Raw genomic sequence first — 18,504 nt, forward strand, 5'->3', positions numbered from 1 at the left:
CCCCCTTCATGTCTCTTCGGTGCGCCGGGCGCGGGCCGTGACCCGGTCGCCGGGGTGTGTCCGGGGCTGCCCGTTTCAGGTCGTGGTCAAAACCGGGCCGGCGGCGGGTGCGGGCCCGGTGGCCGGTACGGCCGGTACGGGCTCGGTGGCCGGCGTCCGCCAGGCCGGGGCGCGGCGGCGGCCGAGGCTGCGGGCGCCCTTGGTGATCTGGGCGCGCCAGGCCACCCGGTCGTCGGCCGTGACGTCACCGGCCGGGCCGGCGAGTCCCGTGGCGTCGACGTCCGCCGGCAGGCGCCGGGACCGTCCGTCGTACCGCTCACGGTGGACCAGCAGTTCGGTGCGCAGGCGCGGCCGCGCTGCCGGACGCCCCGCGGCGGGGCGGCCCAGGCACAGGCCGAACACGGCGAACACCCCGGGCGGCAGGTCCAGCAGTCCGGCGGTTGCGCCCGGGTCGTTGCGGATGCCGCCGACCATCACCGCGCCCAGCCCCAGGGCCTCCGCCGCCAGCGTCGCGCACATGCCCGCCATGGACGCGTCGATGACCGAGGTCATCAGGGCGTCCGGGTGCTCGCTTCCCATCAGCCGGCCGGCCGGGAGGTCGCACAGCTCCTCGATCCGGCGGAGGTCCGCGCACACCACGACGAAGACCGGCGCGTCGACGACGTGCCGCTGGCCGCCGGCTATCCGGGCGAGCGCGGCGCGCTGCCCCGGGTCACGGACGACGATGAAGGAATAGGGCTGGAAGTTGAAGGCGGTGGGCGCGCGGACCGCCGCGTCCAGCACCTGGTCCACGAGGGAGTCGGCGAGCGGCTCGGTGGTGAAGTCACGGCAGCTGGCGCGCTCGGCCAGGAACTGCAGGGCGGTGTCGGTGCGGGTGGTCACTGCCCCTCCCAGGGCTGGATGCGGACGGTTCAGGTGGTGGCGGGGGCGTTGTCCGCGCCTTCGGTCGCGTAGCGCCGCTCGGCCTCGCGGTCCCGGCGCCACCACCACAGGGCGCCGAGGACCACCGAGGCGGCTCCGGTGCAGACGCCGACGGTGCGCACGTCGGAGACCGTGAGCAGGACGCCGAAGAGGGCGAGCGAGAGCCGAGCCATGCCGCTGTAGGTGGTCATGTGGACGCTGGAGACCCGGCCGCGGAGGTGCGCGGGCACCGTCGCCAGCAGGACGGTGGTGTCCAGCGCGATGATGACGCCGCTGGCCAGGCGCATGGCGCCCAGCAGGACGAGTGCGGCGACGGGATGCCCGGCCAGGAACAGGGCGCCCCAGGCCAGCCCCTGGACGATGTAGGCCGCCGCATAGGCGGACAGGTGGCGCTGCAGCACGATCCTGGCCGCTATCACCGTGCCGGCGATGACGGCGAGGCCGTCCATCACGTACAGCGCGCCCAGGACCGTGCCGCTGCCGTCGAGGGGGCCGGTGGCGTAGGCGGCGAGCAGGACGTCGTAGGCGCCGCCGATGCAGCCCCAGGCGATGCCGATCCACACGACCGAGCGCGCCAGCGGCAGGTCCCGCAGCACCCTTACTCCGGCGGTCAGTTCCTTGCGCAGGGACTCCTGCGGGCCGCTCTCCTCAAGGGGCTCCGCATACGTCAGCGGGCTCTTGGCCTGTTGCAGCAGCGGCAGGGCCGCCAGGACCTGCAGGACGCAGGCGACCGTCATGCCACCGGTGGGGCTCCAGGCGGACAGCACGCCCCCGAGCGATGCCCCCACGACCGTCATCGTCCCCTGGACGGAGCCCATCCTGGCGTTGGCGGCCGCCCTCGATGCGGGCGGCACCACGCCGTACAGCCACTGCTGGCGGGCCGGCGGCCAGAAGGTGTTGCTGAGTCCCTGGAGACCGTAGAACGCCGCGGCGACCCAGAGGGCCGAGTCGAGGGCGAGCGCCATGCCGAGGACGCACAGCGCCTGCGCGACCATCGACCCGATGGCCAGCCGCCGTACGTCGAACCGGTCGGCGAGCGTTCCCGCCACCATCATGAAGGCCAGAGCGGGCAGGGTGCCCACCAGCTCCACCGCCGCGAGGACGGCGGGGGACGAGTCGTGCAGCACCTGGATGAACAGGCTGATCTGCATGACCCAGGTCGATGCGGAGGACAGCGCGCTGGCTGCCCAGAGCCTGACGATGTTGCGGTTGGGGGCAGGGGGCGAGGTCACGCTGGCTCCAGGAGTGCCGGGACGCGGCGGGATGTGAGCGGCTACGGACGAGTGGGGATGGCCGGTCGGCCCGGGGGCGTCCCCGGGCCGACCGGGTCATCAGGCGGCGATCAGCTCACGCGACAGCATCTCGAAGTCGCTGTCGGTGAAGTTCGCCTTGTTCTTGGCGACGACGGTGCCGGGGCCGAAGTCGACGTCCGCGAAGTTCGCCTTGTTCTTTGCGACAACCGTGCCCGGACCGAAGTCGTCGTCCGCGAAGTTCGCCTTGTTCTTTGCGACAACCGTGCCCGGACCGAAGTCGTCATCGGCAAAGTTCGCCTTGTTCTTGGCAACGACCGTGCCCGGACCGAAGTCGTCATCCGCGAAGTTCGCCTTGTTCTTCGCGACAACCGTGCCCGGACCGAAGTCATCGTCCGCGAAGTTCGCCTTGTTCTTCGCCACGACCGTGCCCGGACCGAAGTCGTCATCGGCAAAGTTCGCCTTGTTCTTCGCCACGACGGTACCCGGACCGAAGTCATCGTCCGCGAAGTTCGCCTTGTTCTTCGCCACGACCGTGCCCGGACCGAAGTCGTCATCGGCAAAGTTCGCCTTGTTCTTCGCCACGACGGTACCCGGACCGAAGTCATCGTCCGCGAAGTTCGCCTTGTTCTTCGCCACGACCGTGCCCGGACCGAAGTCGTCATCGGCAAAGTTCGCCTTGTTCTTCGCCACGACGGTACCCGGACCGAAGTCATCGTCCGCGAAGTTCGCCTTGTTCTTCGCCACGACCGTGCCCGGACCGAAGTCGTCATCGGCAAAGTTCGCCTTGTTCTTCGCCACGACGGTACCCGGACCGAAGTCATCGTCCGCGAAGTTCGCCTTGTTCTTCGCCACGACCGTGCCCGGACCGAAGTCGTCATCGGCAAAGTTCGCCTTGTTCTTCGCCACGACGGTACCCGGACCGAAGTCGTCGTCCGCGAAGTTCGCCTTGTTCTTCGCCACGACGGTGCCGGGGCCGAAGTCGAGGTCGACGGTGTTGGTGCTCATGTAAGGTTCCTCATTTCGTTCCGCTTGTGCGATCTGGTGGGCTGCGGGACGCAGCTCGACCAAGCCATGGGCTTTTCCGTACACGCGCGAGATGGTGTCCCTCACCTCCTGGGGTCAGGTTTCCTCGGTCGTCCCCACCGGGTCGGCGCCGCCGTAGGCCGCCAGCTCGGGGGGAAGCATCAGGTGCACGATCTGCCGGTCGTGCAGGCTCTCCACGAGTTCCTTGACGAACCCGTGGGTGAAGTGGGGCAGCACCCCTCCGGCGTCCAGCACCGTCAGGGGCCCTCTGGTCAGGGCCGCCAGGAGCGGGTGGTCGCTCAGGTCGAAGGCGCGGGATCGCTTGGGCTGCCGCCAGTCCCGCTGGAGCAGCAGCGTCGTGGGGCGGGGCTGCGGGTCGGCGCCGTACTCCTCGTCCTCCTTCGCGAGCCGCAGCATGTCGTAGCGGAACTGGACGACGGCGTAGGGCTTGCGCAGCACCAGGGTGCTGCTGGCCCGCACGGCACCCTCCGGCTCGTCGGGGAACGCCTTGGGGGTCTCGGCCAGCTCGCAGACGTGGCTGCAGAACCGGAGGAGGTCCACCAGGTATTCCGGCAGCGACCTCTCGACGACGTAGTCGAAGGAGAAGTCGACGAAGCGGCGGAGCTCCTCCATGCGTCCGAACTGCCCGACGGAGACCGCCTGGTGGTACGCCTCGAAGAATTTCCCTCGCGGCGTGTAGCGGAACAACGCGTTGAGGAAGAGCCCGAACTCCGCTTCGCGGCGGACGATGCGCTGCTTGATGACGAGCGTGGCGACGCCTTCGAGGTAGTCCGGGTCGATGCTCGCGAACTGGGCCTTCTCCGCCTCGGTGAGGCCGAGTTCGGCGGCGGCCCGCTCCAGGCCGTCCGGCCGCAGGACGGAGCGACGGAAGTCGCCGTCACGCACCGAACGGGTCAGCAGTTGCTGGAGTCCTGCCAGGCTCATCGCGCCTTCTCCTCTGCTTCGAATTGCGGAGCCATCAGTTCGCGGACCCAGTCCAGGCGCTCCTTGGTCCGCTCCGGCGCCGGGCGGGACGGGGTGCCGCTGGCCTCGACTTCGAGGATCACGACGGAGGGCCGGAAGTCCTTCTCCTTGAAGAGCCGCTCCAGGGTGGAGAAGTGCCATTTCTCGTTCCTGCGGAACCTGGCGTATTCCGGCTCGGCGAGTTCCTTCTCGTTGGGGAGCGGGAGGTGCACCTGCCAGACGCGGTCCAGCGGGATGCGGCTCAGTTCGCTCTCCCAGTCGACGGGGTGGTAGTCGTCGGAGATCACGAGGTTGGAGAGGCTGAGCAGGATGCCGGCGTCCGCGCCGACCGCGATGTCGGCGACCTGCTGGCACACGCTGCGCGGACCGATCTGGTTGAACAGCATCGGCTGGTTCTCGATGATCAGCGGAACGGACGACTGCTCGTTGGCGGCCCGCAGGTTGTCGATGAACACCTGGGTCTGCTCGTCGGTACCCATCGGCTGCATGAACGTTCCCGTATAGGTGTCCCGGGTGCCCACCATGCCGACGTGCTCGCCGATCCAGAGGCAGTTGGAGACCTCCGCCATCCGTTGCAGCCGGCGGACGGTCTCCGGGTCGGGGTCGTCGACGGAGCCGAGCATGTACTCGTAGCTGTGCAGCGTCGACGGCAGGCCGGCGGTGGAGGCGTTGACCTCCCCCAGGTAGTCGGGGTCGGTGGCGAAGTGCGCCGCGAGGTACTCGACCATGTCGACCCGGGCGTCGAGCTCCATCAGCCGCTCGAAGTACTTCTGGTGGCCCGGTATGCAGTGGTGCAGGTAGCCCGCGCCGATGGTGGCCGGCCGTGGATGCCGTCGCATCTGGTCAGCGCTGGTCATGTTCCGCCTCCGGCAGAGCGTCGGTGGTGAGCAGGTGGTCGGTGATCCGGTCCCGGATCAGTTCGTTGGACGGGCCCATCAGGGCGGTGGCCCTGGCGTCCCGGAGGCGGCGTTCCAGGGGGAACGACGCCAGGAAGCCGCGGGAGCCGACCGTGTGCAGCAGGGCGGCGGTGATCTCCTCCGCCGCCGCGGATGCCTGGAGCTTGAACTTGCTGGAGGTCACCGGGGACGCTCCCGGACCGCTGCCCGCCACGGCCAGGGCGGCGTAGGCGTAGCTCGTCTCGACGCGCACCAGGGTGTCGGCCAGGGCGGCCCGCACGTGCTCGGCACCGGTGCGGGGCTGTGTCTCCGGCAGCCGCCCGGTCGCCATCAGGCAGGCGTCCTCGAAGGCCCCGGCGGCCGCGCCCAGGGCGAGCAGACCGGGGTTGAGGCAGACCTCGTGGTTGCGGCCCATCAGCTGCCGGCCGCTGCCCGCCTCGCCCACCAGGTCCGCACGCGTGAGTTCGACGCCGTCGAACTCCACCGAGGCCGTGCCCGACGCACGGAGGCCGAGCAGCGGGTAGGGGGCCGATATCCGGACGCGAGGGTCCTTGGTGCCGACCCGGACGAACGTGGGGCCCTGCCGTTCGCCGTCCAGATGGGTGTCGGCGAGGACGTGCACCACGCCGGCGGTGGACAGGCCGGTGCAGAAGGTCTTCTCCCCCTCCAGCGACAACCGGTCGCCGGGGGAGCCGGCGGTGCTGCGGGAGTCGTGGGAGGACAGCCGCGTCTGCAGGTTCTCCTTGTTCTTCGTCGTGGCCTTCTCGGTCCAGGCGCTCGCCCCGATGAGCGTTCCGGTGGCGAATCCCCGCAGGTCGTCGCCGCGCCACGGACCGGAGCCGAACGAGAGGGTCCGGCGGACGACCTGGTAGTGGAACATCAGGACGGCGGCGGTGGAGGCGCAGCACTGTGCCACCCGTTCGACGACCAGGCAGGCCGCCGCGTCACCGAAGCCGAGCCCGCCGTACTCCTCGGGCACCTGGATTCCCAGCGCCCCGAGGTCACCGAGCGCTTCGAGGGACCGCAGCGGTGGCTCACCGGTGCGGTCGGCGTCGGCGGCCTCGGCGGCGATCAGGCCGTCCGCGAGGTCGTCCAGGCGCCGGAACCAGTCCTTTGCGCTCTCCGGCAGGCCGGACAGGCAGGCTGCGACGAATTGATCCCGATACGTTTGGGGCGAAAATTTCATGCGGCCCTCTCCAGGCACAGAAAGTCGACGAAAGAGCGGCGCACGAAACACGGGAAGGCCCTGGCGTCTGGCGTTCTCTTTGCTGTCACTTCGATTTCGAAAGGACATGGCCGATTCCGCTGTTCCGGATCGCCATGTCTCAATTCGGCACGGCGGGACGATTTCCTCGAACCAACAGGCTCGTCAAGCACCCTTTTCCGGCTCGCCAGAGGTCCTGCAACTCGCCCGGTCTCCAGGCAGCTTCACGTTTCCCCACACTCCCCCGTACGGACAAGAAAGGCGCCGCGAGACGTTTGCTCGGAACTGAACGCTACCCCACGTCAAATCGACAGGCCAGGTTTTCCTGGGCCCCTTTGGTCGATCAATGGCCCGACAAACGCCGACATGTCCACCCGTCGAATATTGGCATTAACCTGCAATGGGGCCGCCGGAGGAAGCGATTCCGCGTGAATTCCTGACAGGAGGCCAATCAGCCCCTGAGCAACAAAAAGGAAGCCCCTGACCGGGCGGTTTCCCGCCGGTCAGGGGCTTCCTTCGTGCTGTCGGCCTTCGATCAGGCCGTCGCGGCCGCCGGCACCTCGTCGGCGGACTCGGCGTCCTCGGCCGCTTCAGCGGGGCGGGGGATACGGTGCAGGCCCTTGCGGTCGTAGAAGCGGGTGACGCCGAAGCCGAAGAGGGCGCCGGTGACCAGGGCGAGGCCCATGGCCACCCAGGCACGGGCCAGGCCGGCGTCGGCCTGTGCGTCGTAGTAGAGGATGGCGCGCACGCCACCGGTGATCTGCCGCAGCGGCTCGAATTCCGAGAGCGCGCGGAAGAAGCCGGGCAGCGCCTCCAGCGGCACGGTCGCTCCCGAGGAGGGGACGGCCATGGCGACGAAGATGATGGCCGAGAGCACCATGCCGGGGGTGCCGAAGACGGCGAGCAGGGCCAGGGCGCTCACGCCGACGGCCGCGATGGTGCCCACGGAGTAGAGCCACAGCAGGCCCAGGTGGGAGGCGTCCATGCCGAGGATGCCGACCGTGGCGGCCTCGACGAGGGAGCCCATGACCACGGAGAGGGCAAGCATGAGGACGGTGCCGATGGCCAGCGTGCGCACCCGGCTGGTGTGCCGCAGGGGCATGCGCTGGCGGAAGGGGCCGAAGTCGGCGTGCACGTAGCCCAGTGCGGTGTCGACCTGGGCGCTGATGGCGTTGGCGCCGAGCATGCCGCAGACGACCAGGACCAGCGCGTAGTAGAAGGCGCTCAGGCCCATGGCGCTGTGCGAGTCGAGCGGGTGGCCGTCGGCCACCTGGACGGTCACGGGGTCGGCGAGCATCAGCTGGGCGGCCGGGGCGAGCTTGGCCCCCTGGCTCTTCGCGCGGCCGAGGAGCTCCTTGCCGAGCTGGGCGGAGGCGGCGTGGGCGGCCTTCTGGTTGGCCTGGCTGGCCATGGAGGAGCCGATGCTGCCGGCCGACTGGTTGGTCAGCACGGTCATGGTGGGCCGGACGGCCTCCGCCTGCCGCGGGCTGGTCAGCCCCGACACCGTGGCGGTGAAGTTCTCCGGCACGACGAGGGCTCCGAACAGCTTGCCCTGGCCCAGCTTCTTGTCGGCCTCCTGGCGGCTGAGCACCTGCCAGTCGAAGCTGTCGTTGCCCTCGGCGGACTTCTTGATCCCGGAGACGACCTGGTCCCCGAGGTTGATCTTCTTGCCGCCGGCGTCGGTGCCGCCCTTGTCACTGTTGACCAGGGCGACGGGAAGGTCGCGCAGGTTGCCCTTGGGGTTGACGTTGCCGCCGACGTAGAGCAGGGCGAAGAGGGTGGAGATGACTGCGACGATGAGTCCGGTGCCGATCCACAGCCGCGGGCTGCGGAGTACGGAGGAGGGCTGAGGGGAAGGCATGAACGCTCCGGTGCGATGACGCTGCGTAACTAGATATTGAAGGTATCCAGGAGCTAGATAGTGACAGTATCGGGTTGAGGTGTCCAGTTGCCCGACGGACGCCCGGCCGCACCACCAGTCGAGGAAGCCATGAAGATCTCGGAGCTCAGCCGCACGACCGGTGTGCCGGTCGCCAGCATCAAGTACTTCCGGCGGGAGGGCCTGCTCCCGGCCGGCCGGGCGACGGCGGCGACGCTGGCCGAGTACGGGGAGGAGCACGCCCAGCGGCTGCGGCTGATCAAGGCGCTGACCACGCTCGGCGGGCTGTCCATCGCCGCCACCCGCGAGGTGCTGGCGGCGGTCGACCGGGCCGACAGCACCGACGGCACCCTCAAGGCGATCAGCTACGCCCTGCCGGTCCCCGTCGCACAGGCTCCGGCCGGTGACGCCGACCAGGCGGCGGAGGCGGAATCGGCCGCGGAGACGGACGTGGCGAACCTGATCGCGGCCATGGACTGGCAGGTCCCCACCACCTCGCCGCACGTCCAGGGCCTGACGGCCGCCCTGAGGGAGCTCCGGCGGCTCGACATGAACTACCAGCCGGAAAGACTCGTGGCCTACGCGGAACTGGCCCATGCGGTCGCCCGCCTGGACCTGGAGCGCGCGGCCGCCTTCGACGATTCGCCGGCTCTGGCCGAACAGGCGGTCATCGTCCTGGCCCTGGCCGGCCCCCTGCTCGAACTCCTGCGCCGGCTCGCCCAGGAGGACCAGGTCGGCCGCCGCGCGACGTTCGAGGAGTCCGACGCCGGGTGACGGCCTCCTGCCCCCTGCCGGCCGCAGAGCCGGCAGGGGGCAGGCAGGAGAGGCAGGCGGCACACGAACGGTCCGACCGGAGCGTGCACCGGCCGGACCGTCCCCCGCGCCCCCGTGTGCGCGGCTCGCACGGCGGAGGGATCAGGAGTCGTACCAGACGACTCCGTCACCACCGTCGTGGCCAATGGTCTGCGCCATGACGTTGCCTTCCTGCCAGTACTTGGGGTGCTGGTTCAGGAAGCCGGCGACGGATCGCAGCGAGGTCGCGTCGCACACCCCGTCGGTGCGGATGCAGAAGCGTTGCACCGGGATGCCGTCGAACTTCACCGGGCCGGCGCCGGGGGACGTGAACCCCAGGGCGCTCCACCCCTTGGGCAGGTGGGCCCAGATGCCGGTGCCGGGCTGCAGGGGGTCGGCGTAGAGCATGCCGTTCACCTGCGAGCGGGGAATGCCGGTGTCGCCTTCGGCGATCTTCTGGAGCACCAGGTCGGCCACGTGCGCGCCTTGGGAGTAGCCGACGATCGTGAGACGGGCGGCGGGGTCACGGCGGTGGGTTTCCTGGGCGGTGGCCAGCAGGTTGCGGTACCCCTCGCGCACGCTGGCGTCGAAGCTCGGTGCGGTCGGGTCGGGGACGTTGCGGCCGTTGAGCCACGGGCCGGCGCTCGCCGGGTAGCAGACCGGCACGGGGATGCCGCCGTTGAGGTGCTTGTTGGCGATGGCGAAGGTGCTGGTGCAGTCGGGCGCGGGCGCCGCCGAACCCGTGCCGCCGACCTCCAGGTAGTAGTGGTGCACCGGGTCGGCGTGGGCGACGGTGGGGGCGATGGCGGTGACGGCCACCATGGCCGCCACCGCGCCGACGGCGCCGATCGCCTTCTTCCATCTGCTGGCCAGGGTCATCGTTCTGTTTCTCCTTCGCATGAGGCGGTGATCAGCGGTGCTCAGTGGAACTCAACTGCCGTGGTCGGACCCGACGTTAACCATGGCCGGTGACATGACGATGAAACGGCGGGCCGGCGGGCCGGCGGGCCGGCGCCCCGCTCGGTACTGCGGACGTCCTCGGGACCGGCGCACGTCAGCGGGTGCCGCCGGTGCGAAGGCGCTCCACGAGTGCGCAGAAGACGAAGAGGTTCGGGATCTCGGACGCCGCGGGACCCAGCCGGTGCCGTGTCCCGGCGACGTCGAGCTCGACGGCCCCCTTGCGGATCCCGACCTCCTGCACCTGCGGCCACGGCGCGGACACCCCTGCGGACCCGACCCCCTCCCCCGTCAGCCAGACGTCCCCGAAGGCGACCCGCTCGCCCCCGGCGAGCGCGGCCAGCACCCGGGGCAGCTGGGCGTGGATGACGGCCCGCCGGATGCCGGGCCACCATTCCTCCACGTCGCTGCGCTCCGGCCCGGCGTGCAGCGTGATCCGCTTCCCGTCGGCGGCGGTGACCGTGCAGGCGGTGCCGGCGCGGGCCAGGTCGTACGGGTTGGCGGCGCCCTCCTCGAAGACGGACGTGGTGTCGTAGCGGACCACGTGGATCCGCCCCTTGAGGGCGACCGTCATTCCGTGCTCGTACAGGTCCAGTCGCGCGTCCCGGCCCGTCTGCGGGGCGGAGGGCCTGCCGTGCAGGACGAAGGACAGCAGCGAGCCGAGGCCCCTGACCGGCACGGCCTGCGCGGGGGCCGTGTACGCGACGGCCGTGTAGGTGGCACGCCGCTTGCCGAGGTGCGCGCGGCCGGCCGCTGCCGAGATCTTCGCCAGCAGGAGCTCTTCGCCCGGCGTGGGCGGCGTCGGTCCCGTCACGGCGTCGTTCCGGTGAGGATCATGTGGTGCGTCTGCCGCAGCATCCGGCTGGGCGGTACCCCCAGCTCTTCGGCCAGTCGGCGGCGGGTGCGTTCGAACACGATCAGGGCGTCGGCCGGCCGGCCGCTCCGGTGCAGCGCGCGCATCAGCATCGCGGCGACCGGCTCGTTCAGGGGGTGCTCCGCGGCCAGGGCGAACAGCTCGGCGATCGCCTCGGCGTGCCGGCCCAGCCGCAGCTGCCACTGGAGCTTCCGCTGTACGACGGCGATCCTGCGCTCGGCGAGCCGCAGCCGCTCCAGCTCGGCGAACGGCCCGGGGAGGCCGGCCAGGAGCTCTCCGCGGAACAGTTCCAGAGCCCGCGAACACGCGCGGACCGCCTCGGCCAGTTCGCCCGCCCGCTCCGCCTTCCCGGCGGTGCTGACCAGTTCCTCCATGCGCGCCACGTCCACCGTGACCGCGCCGGGGGCCAGCCGGTAGCCGCACCGGTCGCGCTCGATGACCGAGTCCGGACTGTCCCCGATGCGCAGGGCCTTGCGCAATCGGTAGATGTACACCGGCACCACTTTCGTGACCGGTGGCTCCATCCCCCACACCCCGTCGAGGAGCTCCTGTTGACTGACCGTCCGGCCCTGGCACAGGGCCAGCGCCGCCAGTACGGCTTGCTGACGCAGGTGCCCCAGGTCCACGGGCCTCCCGTCGCGCCACGCCTGCAGCGGTCCGAGCACCGAGATCTGCAGCCTCGGCCCGGCCGTCCGGCGGACGGCGGTCCGTGGCGCGGGGCCCGGCGCCTGCCTGCGCGGGCCGTGGCCGGGGGCGACCAGGCCGCAGTCGAAGGCGTGGACGATGGCGGCGGCCCGGTCACGGAGTCCGAGTACGGCGAGGATCCTCGCGAGGTGTCCGGCCACGGCGTCCTCGGGGATGGCGAGGGCGGCGGCGATCTCGTCGTCTCTCAGGCCGCAGCCGACCGCGTAGAGCACCTCGCGCTCCTGGTGCCTGAGCGGGGGGACGGTCGGCTGGCCGGTGGTTGCTGTGGCTGCGGTGGCTGCGGTGATCGGCATCGTGGCTCCCGGGCTTCGGGCCGCTTCCTGCGGGTGATTGCCCTCGACGCTGGCCCCGGCGGTGGGGCGGCGGACAGGCCAAAAGACCGGCCGTATGCGGCCGGTGGCCGCGCTAGAGTCCCCCACCTGGGGAAACGCATATTCGAGGGGGAGGCCGTGACCTGTGGCCAGTGAGTTCAGCGCGCTGTTACGGCGGCTGCGGCGCGACGCGGGAATGACCCAGGAGACCTTGGCGGAACGCGCGGGAGTGGGCGTGCGCACCATCCGCGGGCTGGAGACGGGCGAGCGCGCCGACCCGCGGGTGACCACGGTGCGGCTGCTGGCCGACGCGCTCGGCCTGTCACCCGAGGACCGTGAGGAGCTGCTGGCCGCCGCCGTCCGCCGGCCCGGGCACGCGGACGGGGACGGGGCGGACGGGCCGAGCAACAAGGGAGCCCCGCCGGACGGCTCGGCCGGCCACGGCGACCGGCCCGACGGCCCGACCGAACACGACCACCGGCCGGACGCCCGCCCCGTCCGACCGGTCGCGGAGCGGCCGGGTTCGGTGCTCCAGGAAGCCCTGGCCGACGTCGGCGAGCAGCTCGCGCAGGCGGTGGCCGCCCGCTGGCAGCGCGAGGAGGAGCACCGGCAGGTCCACGATCCGTACCCGCTGCCGCTGCGCTGGCAGCCGGCTCCGGAGGAGCTGACCGACCACTGGGCCAACATCCGGCGGCTGCCCGCCGGGGTCAGGCACGGTCCGCTGGAGCTGAGCGGGCGTCTGGACGAGATCGTGGGCGTGTACGGGCGGATCCCGTCCGGGCGGTTGGTGGTGCTCGGCCGGCCCGGGTCGGGGAAGACGATCCTCGCCGTGCGGTTCGTCCTCGACCACCTGAAGTCGAGGGCCCGCACCCACGCCGTACCGGTGATCTTCAGCATCGGCTCGTGGGACCCGACCGCCATCACGTTCCGGGACTGGCTGGCGAGGCAGCTGACGCGCGACCATCCCGGTCTCGCCGCCCCGGGACCCGCCGGTCCGAGCCTGGCCGCCGCGCTGGTCGAGAGCGGCCGGGTGCTCCCGGTGCTGGACGGTTTCGACGAGATCGCCGGCGGTCTGCGCCGTCCCGCGCTGGAGGCGCTCAACGCCACCACGCTGCCCCTGGTGCTGACGAGCCGGCCGTCCGAGTACGCCGCCGCGGTGGCGGAGACCGACGTGCTCACCTCCGCCGCGGCGGTGAGCCTGATCGATCTCACCCTGGGCGACCTGGCCGACTACCTGCCGCGCACCACGCGCAAGGCCCGTGGCGGGGACCCGGCGAGGACCGCCTGGGACCCCGTCCTGAGCGAACTGGGCGAACAGGGCGGGCCCGGTGGGCCCGGCGAGCAGCGTGGGTCTGGCGAGCACGGCGAACGGCCGCACAGCCGGGCCGGCGCCAACCTCGCCGCGGTGCTCACCACCCCGCTGATGGTGACGCTCGCCCGCGCCGTCTACAGCGACACCCCCGGCCACGACCCGGTCTCGCTCCTGGACACCCGGCGGTTCGGCAGTCCCGAGGAGCTGGAGGAGCACCTCCTCGACAACTTCGTCGCCACCGTCTACCGCCCCCGGCCGGAACACCACCCCGGCAGCGGTCCGCGCCGCGACGTCGATCCCGAACGCGCCCGGTACTGGCTCGGCTACCTCGCCCACCACCTGACCCGTCTCGACACGCCCAACCTGGAGTGGTGGCGGCTCGGTTCGGGGCTGCGGCGCTCCACGCGCACGCTGGTGACCGCGCTGCTGATCGCGCTGACCACCGGGCTCGTCGACTGTGGCGTCGGCAGCCTCTTCGACTCCCTCGGGTTCCAGATCCCGGACGCGCTGGCCGTGGGAACCATCGCCGGGCTCATGTTCGGGGTCACGTACTGGTTCATGGTCGCGGCCAAGGACACGGCGGTGGCGCCGTCGGGCGTGCGCATGAAGATGGGCGGCAGGGACGGGAAGGCCGTGCGGAGAGCCGTCCGCCAGCTGGTGATCGGACTGGTGGTCGGGCTCGTCTTCGGATTCGGCTACGGATTCATCCGCGGAGTCCACGACGGCTTCGCCCTTCACCTCGGGCCTTCGATGGCCCTGCGCGCCGGTCTCTACGACGGCATGGTCTACGGTCTCGCGTTCACCCTGGCAGCCGGCCCGGCCTTCGGCCTGCTGGGCCTCCTTGAGACGCCTCTCGACATCCGGTCGGCCATCAATCCGGTCAGCCTGCTGCGCGGCAACTGCCGCACGGTCACGGCTCAGCTGCTCGTCTGGGCCCCCACGTTCGGGCTCCTGGTCGGCTTCGGGGCGGGGGTGGCCATCCGTTTCCTGCCGGCCCTCCTGGGGCCGATCGCCTGGAACACCGTGTCCTCGATCAAGATGGGCCTCATCAGTGGGCTCTGCGGCGCCCTCAGCTATTCCCTCAGTCTGACGGCCTGGGGTCAGTGGGTGGTCTTCTCCCGGATCTGGCTGCCGCTGACCGGCCGCTTGCCCTGGTCCGTCGTCGGCTTCCTGGAGGACGCCTACGAGCGGGGCGTCCTCCGCCAGGCGGGCGCGGTCTACCAGTTCCGCCACGCCCGCCTCCAGGACCACCTCGCCCGCACCTACCGGGCGTCGCGAGCACCCCGGCGGCCGGAGAGGGGCAGGTGATCAAGCGGTGCCGAACACCACCGCCGAGTTCTGGCCGCCGAATCCGAAGTTCTGCTTGACGGCGACGTTGATCGGGGTGCTCCGGCCCACGAGCGGCGTGTAGTCCAAGTCGCAGGCGGGATCGGGGTGGTGCAGGTTGGCGGTGGGCGGCACGTACTTCTCGCGCATGGCGAGCAGCACGCCGACGCTCTCCAGGATCCCGCACGCGCCGCAGGCGTGACCGATGACCGATTTGGGCGCAGTGATCGCCACATGTCGTGCGTGGGAGCCGAACGCGCGCTTGATGGCGGCCGTTTCGGCCCGGTCGTTGAGCGGTGTCGACGTCCCGTGTGCGCTGACCAGGTCCACGGCCGCGGGGTCGAGGCCGGCGTCGGCGCAGGCCAGCTCGATCGTCCTGGCCGCGACGGTGCCGTCCGTCCGGGGGGCCAGGGGGTGGTGGGCGTCGCAGGTGGATGCGGCGCCGAGCACCTCGCCGTGCACGGTCGCTCCGCGGCGCAGGGCGGAGCGCTCGGACTCCAGCACGAGCACGGCGGCGCCTTCGGCCGGCACCATACCGTCGCGGTCGCGGTCGAACGGCCGGGACGCGCTCGCCGCCTCCGCCGCGGGCCGCTGGGAGAGCGCGTCCAGCAGGCAGAACGACGCCAGGCAGGGCAGGTCCAGCCAGCTCTCCACGCCGCCGACGAGGACCACGTCGGCGGTGCCGTCGCGCACGGCGCGCAGGCCCGCTCCGATGGCGTCCGTCGAGGATGCGCAGGCGGTCGAGAGGGTGAGCACCGGGCCGGTGATGTCCAGTTCCTGGGCGATGAGCCCCGCGGCCTGGTTGGGCAGCAGGCGGAGCAGGCCGAGCCGGTTCATCTGGGACCAGCCGCTCCGGCGCAGGGTGGTCACGAGCCGGGCGGCCTCGTCGAGCCCGCCGCCGCCGGTGCCGACGAACAGCGCGCCGGGGGCCGTGCGCAGCGCCGCGTCCGCCCGCGCCTTCATCGCCGCGGCGAACAGCAGTTGCTGGAAGCGCGAGGTGCGGCGGACCTGCTGGACGGACATGTGGTCCCGGGGGTCGAACCCCTTGACGACGCCGCCGACCTTGCACGGCAGCGGTTCTTCCAGTTCCAGTGCCGAGATCGCCGGCCGTCCCGTGGACAGGGCGTCCCATAACGCGTCCGGTGTGGCGCCCGCGCACGACTCGACGCCGATGCCGGTCACCAGCACGCGATGGCGTGCCGCCTCGTGCATCACACGGTCCCCGACGTGGACGTGGACATGGCCTCGACCACGTCTCCGACGGTGCGGAGGTCGCCGATCCTGATGTCGGTGTCCGCCAGCTCGACCCCGAATTCCTTCTCCAGTACGGCGATCAGCTCAAGCGCCTCCATGGAATCGAGCCCCAGCACCGGCTGGTCGGGATCGGCGGCGTAGAAGAGGGCCGATTCGCGGGTGATGGCCGTGCGCGATTCGCCCAGGTCCGGCCGGATACCGATGATGGCTCGGGTGACGACGTTCAATACCTCGGTCATGAAGCTTTTCCTTTCCTGATGACTCTTGATGGCTCTTGACGGCCCTTTACGGCCCTTTACGTCCCTTTACGGTCGGACGGCGGAGAAGTACACACAGCGCCGCGTGATGGTGAACGGTGCGCGCTCGTGCTGTTCTGCCATCGTCTCGGCGAGGAGTTCCCCGGCGGTGTGCCGGTCGAGGCCGGGCAGTGCGGCGGCGGCGAACATCGGGGTCGAGCACAACGCGGCGAGGAAGCGCGGGCCGAGGGTGAACTCCCGCTCGGTGGTGACGACGCCGGTGAAACCGGCCGCGTCGAGGGCGGCCCGGTAGTCCTCGGCACTCCTGCGCAGCCCCGAGGGCCGGCCGGCGGCCGACCGGGCGAGGGGGAGCCCGCGCATCCGGGCGACGCGGCGGGCCGTACCGACCAGTTCGGCGTACAGCGGCAGGTCGGCGGCCGTCTCCGCGCCCGAGTAGAAGGCCGAGTTGAACACCAGGCGCCCGCCCTCGGCGAGGACCTGCCCGATCGCGTCGAGCGCCTCGGGGAGGTCCGGAACGAGATGGACGCAGTTGGCCAGCACGACGGTGTCGAAGGCGCCCGACGGGAACAGCCGGGAGACGGAGGCCGCGTCCCCCAGGACGAAACGGGCCCGGTCGCCCAGGCGGGCCCGTGCCGCGTCGAGCAGGTCCGCGTCGGGATCGGCGCCGACCAGGGACATGGCCGGGTCACGCTGCAGCAGTTGCTCGCTGACGGCTCCGTCCCCGCACCCCACGTCGAGGACGGCCGGCCCGGAGCCGACCGGGACCAGGTCGAGCAGGGCGCGGTTCAACTCGGCGTATTCCGGGTCGCGACGCAGCGCGGCGTAGTCCATGGACGGTTTTATGGTTTCTGTTCGTGCGTTCATGAATTGCCCCTCCGGCGGCGCGGCAGAGAATTACCGCAGTGCGGATCGAATGACGGGCGCCGACGCTAGCAGCGCCCTCGGCGGGCAACAAGTGGGTTGCTTTCCCGTGACACCGCCCTCACGGTCGCGACCAGCGAAGACATCCCTGTTTCATCTTTCTTTCATCGCGGCCGGATATTTTCGGTGAGCCGTACCGGGACGCCAATGGGAGAGCGTCTCCGGGTCGGTGGACATGGGAATTCAAGAATCGGGCGAGGAGAACCTGCCGTGCGTATGACCCAGATCCTCGACTGGCGGCCGGAGCCGGGTGAAGTGGTCGAGTTCGAGCCGGTCACCGACCGGTTGCCCGTACCGCACGACGTGCCCGCGTCCCACTTCCAGCAGGCGCATCTGCGGTTGGCGGCCGCCCACCGCGCCGCCGGACGACGGCAGTCGCCCTGGGTGGCCATGGTGTTCGACCTGCCGGGCCGGGCCGATCCCGATGCGCTCGGCGCGGCGTGGCAGGGGCTCGTGCGGCGCCACGAGGCGTTCCACACCTGGTACGAGCCGGAGGCCGAGGACCTGGCGGGGTTCCGTCTGCCGCCCGAGTCCCTCACCGTGCGTCCGGTGCGCGTGGGGGACCTCACGAGCACGGACGAGGTGCGCGCCTACGTGCACCGGAGGATGGACGAGCAGACCTGGGCGGGCCGCCCGGGCCTGCTGGCCGGGGTGATCCGACGGGACACGGCGTCCACGGTGTACTTCGCGATCGATCACGCCTACACCGACGGGCACTCCCTGGCGCTGCTGTTCGACGAGATCCGCACCCGGTACCACGCGGCCTGCAGCGGCGCCCCGGTCGGTCTGCCGCCGGTACCCGGATACCTGGACTGCAACCGCCGCGAGCGGAAGCGCTCCGCGTCGCTGACGGCAGGCGCTCCGGAGCTTGCCGCGTGGTCGGAGTTCCTGACCGTGCGGGACGGCGGCTTCCCCGCCTTCCCCGTCGACCTGGGCAACGACGCCGGCGCGCTGCTTCCCGGCAAGCGGCTCCAGTACCCGGTGCTCACGGCTGCCGAGGCACGCGCGTTCCGGGCTCATTGCGCCCGGCACGGCGGGGGGTTCGGGGCAGGTGCGTTCGCCGCGCTGGCTCTCGCCCAGTGGGAGTTCACCGGCAACGACGTCTACCGCGTGCTGACGGCTGTGCAGACCAGGGCCTATCCTCGGCTGCTCCCGGTGCACGGCTGGCTGGTCAACCTGGTGCCGCTGCTGTTCCGGCTGCCCGCCTCACCGACCTTCGCCGGCGCGATCAACGCCGCGCAGCAAGGCTTCCAGCGGGCCCGCGCGGGATACGACGTGCCGCTGCACCGCGCGCTCGAACTGCTCCTCGAAGACGGCGAGGTCCCGTCGATTCCTCCCATGGTGTCGTACGTGGACGGCCGGACCGCTCCGGGCTCCTGCGACTACCTGCGCGCGAACGTGACGGTCCTGACCGGCCCGGACAACGCCAGCGGCGTGTCGATGTGGTTCAACTGGTTCCCCGACCGGGCCGACGTGGTGGTCAGCATGCCGGACACCCCGGAGGCCGCGACGGGTGTGCCGAAGTACCTCGACCGGGTCAGGGAGATCATGCTCACCGCGGCGGCGGCTCCTCGTTCGGCGTCCTGACAGCACGGGCGGTCAGGACCGGTCTGACGGTCGGGCGCTCTCCGGACG

16 protein-coding genes are annotated in these 18,504 nt (G+C 71.2%); 3 read left to right on the plus strand and 13 right to left on the minus strand.

What is annotated here, in order from left to right; translation table 11 throughout:
- Positions 1 to 75: 75 nt before the first annotated feature.
- From LE181_RS08435 to LE181_RS08465, 7 genes are all read right to left on the minus strand, one after another.
- Positions 76 to 882, minus strand: coding sequence for a nitroreductase family protein (locus LE181_RS08435; RefSeq protein WP_225660572.1), 807 nt, complete (start codon positions 880 to 882; stop codon positions 76 to 78).
- A gap of 29 nt (positions 883 to 911) precedes the next feature.
- Positions 912 to 2,153: an MFS transporter gene (locus LE181_RS08440; protein ID WP_225660573.1), complete on the minus strand. Its 1,242-nt coding sequence runs from the start codon at positions 2,151 to 2,153 to the stop codon at positions 912 to 914.
- 99 nt (positions 2,154 to 2,252) lie between these two features.
- Positions 2,253 to 3,263, minus strand: coding sequence for a hypothetical protein (locus LE181_RS08445; protein WP_225660574.1), 1,011 nt, complete (start codon positions 3,261 to 3,263; stop codon positions 2,253 to 2,255).
- A 30-nt stretch (positions 3,264 to 3,293) separates the two neighbouring features.
- A complete protein-coding gene (locus LE181_RS08450) occupies positions 3,294 to 4,142 on the minus strand; it encodes a hypothetical protein (protein WP_225660575.1) in 849 nt (282 codons plus the stop codon).
- A complete protein-coding gene (locus LE181_RS08455) occupies positions 4,139 to 5,038 on the minus strand; it encodes a multinuclear nonheme iron-dependent oxidase (protein WP_225660576.1) in 900 nt (299 codons plus the stop codon). Before LE181_RS08455 ends, LE181_RS08450 begins: the two co-directional genes overlap by 4 nt.
- Entirely contained in the window at positions 5,025 to 6,263 is a 1,239-nt protein-coding gene (locus LE181_RS08460) for an acyl-CoA dehydrogenase family protein (protein WP_225660577.1), read from the minus strand. The genes LE181_RS08455 and LE181_RS08460 overlap by 14 nt, the downstream gene beginning before the upstream one ends.
- Positions 6,264 to 6,816: 553 nt before the next feature.
- Entirely contained in the window at positions 6,817 to 8,142 is a 1,326-nt protein-coding gene (locus LE181_RS08465; protein WP_225660578.1) for a YhgE/Pip domain-containing protein, read from the minus strand.
- Positions 8,143 to 8,271: 129 nt separating this feature from the next.
- Here LE181_RS08465 and LE181_RS08470 point away from each other — a divergent pair, with 129 nt between their 5' ends.
- Positions 8,272 to 8,934 carry a MerR family transcriptional regulator gene (locus LE181_RS08470; RefSeq protein WP_225660579.1) on the plus strand — a complete coding sequence of 221 codons (663 nt, stop codon included), beginning with the start codon at positions 8,272 to 8,274 and terminating at the stop codon, positions 8,932 to 8,934.
- 141 nt (positions 8,935 to 9,075) lie between these two features.
- Here the strand turns inward: LE181_RS08470 and LE181_RS08475 are convergent, their stop codons facing one another.
- From LE181_RS08475 to LE181_RS08485, 3 genes are all read right to left on the minus strand, one after another.
- A complete protein-coding gene (locus LE181_RS08475) occupies positions 9,076 to 9,831 on the minus strand; it encodes a PE-PPE domain-containing protein (protein ID WP_225660580.1) in 756 nt (251 codons plus the stop codon).
- Between the two features lie 175 nt (positions 9,832 to 10,006).
- Positions 10,007 to 10,723 (minus strand): DUF6585 family protein, encoded by a 717-nt coding sequence (locus tag LE181_RS08480; RefSeq protein WP_225660581.1) that lies wholly within the window; start codon positions 10,721 to 10,723, stop codon positions 10,007 to 10,009.
- Positions 10,720 to 11,781, minus strand: coding sequence for an AfsR/SARP family transcriptional regulator (locus LE181_RS08485; protein WP_225660582.1), 1,062 nt, complete (start codon positions 11,779 to 11,781; stop codon positions 10,720 to 10,722). The genes LE181_RS08480 and LE181_RS08485 overlap by 4 nt, the downstream gene beginning before the upstream one ends.
- A gap of 163 nt (positions 11,782 to 11,944) precedes the next feature.
- On the opposite strand from LE181_RS08485, the gene LE181_RS08490 reads away from it, so the two are divergent.
- Entirely contained in the window at positions 11,945 to 14,419 is a 2,475-nt protein-coding gene (locus tag LE181_RS08490) for a helix-turn-helix domain-containing protein (RefSeq protein ID WP_225660583.1), read from the plus strand.
- Here LE181_RS08490 and LE181_RS08495 read toward each other — a convergent pair whose 3' ends face one another.
- The 3 genes from LE181_RS08495 to LE181_RS08505 form a co-directional block, all read right to left on the minus strand.
- Positions 14,420 to 15,649, minus strand: coding sequence for a beta-ketoacyl-[acyl-carrier-protein] synthase family protein (locus tag LE181_RS08495; RefSeq protein WP_225660584.1), 1,230 nt, complete (start codon positions 15,647 to 15,649; stop codon positions 14,420 to 14,422).
- Positions 15,649 to 15,930 carry an acyl carrier protein gene (locus LE181_RS08500; protein WP_225660585.1) on the minus strand — a complete coding sequence of 94 codons (282 nt, stop codon included), beginning with the start codon at positions 15,928 to 15,930 and terminating at the stop codon, positions 15,649 to 15,651. Before LE181_RS08500 ends, LE181_RS08495 begins: the two co-directional genes overlap by 1 nt.
- 66 nt (positions 15,931 to 15,996) lie before the next feature.
- Positions 15,997 to 16,812 (minus strand): class I SAM-dependent methyltransferase, encoded by an 816-nt coding sequence (locus LE181_RS08505; protein ID WP_225660586.1) that lies wholly within the window; start codon positions 16,810 to 16,812, stop codon positions 15,997 to 15,999.
- 273 nt (positions 16,813 to 17,085) lie between these two features.
- Between LE181_RS08505 and LE181_RS08510 the strand changes: the two genes are divergently transcribed.
- A complete protein-coding gene (locus LE181_RS08510; RefSeq protein WP_225660605.1) occupies positions 17,086 to 18,456 on the plus strand; it encodes a condensation domain-containing protein in 1,371 nt (456 codons plus the stop codon).
- Positions 18,457 to 18,504 lie beyond the last annotated feature (48 nt).

Source organism: Streptomyces sichuanensis (assembly GCF_020328095.1).
Classification (GTDB): Bacteria; Actinomycetota; Actinomycetes; order Streptomycetales; family Streptomycetaceae; genus Streptomyces; species Streptomyces cinnamoneus.